The organism is Filifactor sp. (genome assembly GCF_057248345.1).
In genome coordinates this window covers 1-3,301 of the sequence record NZ_DBHIIC010000073.1, presented here as the reverse complement: position 1 = coordinate 3,301, position 3,301 = coordinate 1, and the positions used below count along the sequence as shown (strand labels likewise).

General features: G+C 33.9%; 3 protein-coding genes. 1 reads left to right on the top strand and 2 read right to left on the bottom strand.

The window, feature by feature from the left end:
• Positions 1 to 166: 166 nt before the first annotated feature.
• Positions 167 to 367, top strand: a complete 201-nt coding sequence (gene rpmE, locus ACO5GE_RS07855) for a 50S ribosomal protein L31 (RefSeq protein ID WP_014262432.1) — start codon at positions 167 to 169, stop codon at positions 365 to 367.
• A gap of 608 nt (positions 368 to 975) precedes the next feature.
• Here rpmE and wecB read toward each other — a convergent pair.
• Both wecB and ACO5GE_RS07845 read right to left on the bottom strand, forming a co-directional pair.
• Positions 976 to 2,109: a non-hydrolyzing UDP-N-acetylglucosamine 2-epimerase gene (gene wecB, locus ACO5GE_RS07850; protein ID WP_484830359.1), complete on the bottom strand. Its 1,134-nt coding sequence runs from the start codon at positions 2,107 to 2,109 to the stop codon at positions 976 to 978.
• 57 nt (positions 2,110 to 2,166) lie between these two features.
• On the bottom strand, positions 2,167 to 2,658 hold the full coding sequence (locus ACO5GE_RS07845) for a flavin reductase family protein (RefSeq protein ID WP_484830358.1): 492 nt from the start codon (positions 2,656 to 2,658) through the stop codon (positions 2,167 to 2,169).
• Positions 2,659 to 3,301 lie beyond the last annotated feature (643 nt).

Genomic DNA, 3,301 nt, shown 5'->3' with positions numbered 1-3,301 from the left:
AGGACTTTTAGATGATAATGAGGAATTAGTTCAATTTGATATTGCAATTTAAGAACACATAAAAAACAATAAAAATCATAATATTATAATTGCTATTTTAAAAAAGCTATGTTATACTTTATTAGTTAGTATTACCAATATATTGATTTAGAGAGAGGTGAAAAAGATGAAAGAGAATTTACATCCAGAATATAAGGAAGTACAAGTACGTTGTGCATGTGGAAATACATTTACAGCAGGTTCTACAAAAGATGAAATTTCTGTGGAAATTTGTTCTAAATGTCATCCTTTCTTCACCGGTCAAGCAAAAACCATGGAAAAAGGTGGACGTATCGAACGTTTCAACAAAAAATTCAAAAGAGACTAATTCAGCAAGCAAAAGACCTAGTTTAGGTCTTTTTTTGTTGTATCAACTTCCCGTCCCTCAGAATAAAAATCTATAAGACAAAATGTGTTGATAATAAAACTACTATCTATATGGTAAAACAATGTGTATACCGGTTCGTTTTTTTTAATAAAATCTACTAATATCAACAAACAGTATTGATAACTACAAAAAGCAATCGGATAAACGTTTCAAATCAAAAAAATAATGATACCCATTTACTACTAAATTGGAATTTCAAATATTTCATCTAATCTATCTGCTTTTAGAAAAATCTGAACAGAATAATATTCTCCCTAAACTCTTCCCTCTGAAATCATATCCGTTTCATATTCTCAATTCATCATTTGTGCTTTTCTGACATCTGTTTTAAATCCACGTTCTAAACATTGATAAAAAACTCCTAGGGTATTATTCATTTTTTCCATCCCGAATGCCTTATTCTATTTCCTCATAAAAAAAAGCAGTCGGATGTATCACCAACTACTTTTTTATCATTACTTCATTTATAAATATCTAGAAAAACAAAGAAATAGATGTTTCTATTCCATCAAACATCGCTATTCGAGGATGTGTTCCCTAAATTTTATCTATTCACCAATCAATTCTTCTCTTTTGGATACAATGAAATCTGCTATTTGTTTGGAGCTTGTTCCATCTCCATACGGATTGGCAGCATGCGCCATCTCATCATAAGATTTTTGACTGCTTAACAGTTCATCTGCCAACTGAACAATTCTTTCTGTTTCAATTCCGGCAATTCTCACTGTGCCTGCTTTGACTGCCTCAGGACGTTCTGTTTCCGTACGAAGTACTAAAACAGGTTTTCCAAGCGCCGGTGCTTCTTCTTGAATTCCTCCCGAGTCTGTTAAAATCAGATACGATTTCTTCATCAAATTAGCAAACGGCTCATAATCTAACGGTTCTATCAATCGAACGGATGGATTGTTTCCGAAATATGTTCTTGCAAGTTCTCGAATAGATGGATTCTTGTGTATTGGAAATACCACAACCACATCAGAATGTTTGCTCGTCAATTCATTGATAGCCTCAAAAATCTGTTTCATCGGCTCTCCCCAGTTTTCTCGTCTATGGCAAGTCAAAAGTATCAATCTTTGCTTTGTTTCATCAATTTCATTTAACTCTTCTATCTCAAATCGATAAGATTTATCTGTCACTGATAACAGCGCATCAATCACCGTATTTCCGGTAATTACAATATTTTCTTTAGAAATATTTTCACGAAGCAAATTCTCTACATTCATTATAGTTGGAGAAAAATGATAGGTTGCCAAAGAACCTGTCAATTTCCGATTCATTTCTTCCGGATAGGGAGAATAGATATTTCCGGTTCTTAGTCCGGCCTCGACATGTCCTACTGCTATTTTTTGATAAAAAGACGCTAAAGCTGCTGCAAAAGTTGTCGTAGTATCCCCATGTACCAAAACTAAATCGGGTTTTTCCTGCTCAAAAATTTCTCCAACTCCATGCAGTACTCTTGTTGTAATATCAGTGATTGTTTGACCGTGTTTCATAATATTCAAGTCAAAATCAGGCGTAATATCGAACAATTCAAGCACCGAATCCAACATTTCTCTATGTTGTGCAGTTACTAACACTTTTGCATCAAGTTCTTCTCTGCTCTGTAATTCCTTTACCAAAGGTGCCATTTTAATTGCTTCGGGGCGTGTTCCAAACACACTGCACACCTTTATTTTTCTCATGAAAACCTCCTAAAAGCCCTCTTTAATAGCTTTTTATCACAATTATAATAAAAATAACTATTTGATACCAATTTTACTCCAATCAATTTTTCCGGTTGCACCAAGATACTCTTCTGAACAATGTACTTTTTCTACTTTAGCTATAAATAGCTCATGTGTACCCGGTTTCAAAGATTCTGTTACAGTACATTCAATGTTAAGTGGACAATCAGTTAAAATAGGAGCGTTCACAACTTCTCCATCCTTCCACTGAATGTTCTTTGTTTCAAACTTATTTTCTTTTGCTCCGGACACGCTACCCAAATACAAATATTCTTCCTTAAAAGCAGAATCCGGAAAGTTAATGACAAAGCATGGATTTTCTTTTACAATATGATGAGAATATCTGCTTGGAATGATTCCTACCATTACCATAGCAGGATCCAAACTGACATTCGCAATAAATCCAACTACCAATGCATTGTTGTTTCCTTCCTTATCTCTTACAGAAACAATCGCTTCCGGCATAGGACCAATACAACACGCTTTATTTTCCAGTATTTGTTTCATACTAACTGATGAATCGCACTCTTAGACAATACTGCAATTCATCATCCCTCCCTTTCTTTATATCATTCAATAAGTAAATCATCTCAGCATTCTCATTTCACGATACTGTTCATCTAATCATGATGATAAACATTCTTCGGTCAAATTGATGACAATGCAACTTGTTCCAAATATCTAATCTGTCTAAGCTCTATTTCCTATTTTACCATAGATCCCCATAAAAAGCATTAGCTAGTCCTATCTTTCAAAACTTATCCATAGTCCTTATAGACTTCCTAAAAATCTGTTTCATCATTGTAATTCGAAAAAAAAGAATCCCTACCATCATAAAAAATCTCTTGCACTCGGTGAAATAGAATACAGTATTAAAAAAATATTGGACTTGTAATTACCTTAATCTAATCAATTGAGTTAACAGGAAATATCAAAATACTATCTGTAGAGATAAACCTGCTCCAACTGTTTTATTGTGATTTCGGTTCTTTGTACACTTCCTTGATTTTTGCATAATTAAAAATAGTGAAATACTCGAATCAAAGATTTCTTGATACACAAAAAAGCACCGAATAGATATTCGATGCTTCAAAGAATTGGCTACGACTTACTTTCCCGGGGGTCTGCACCCCAAGTATCATCAGCGATG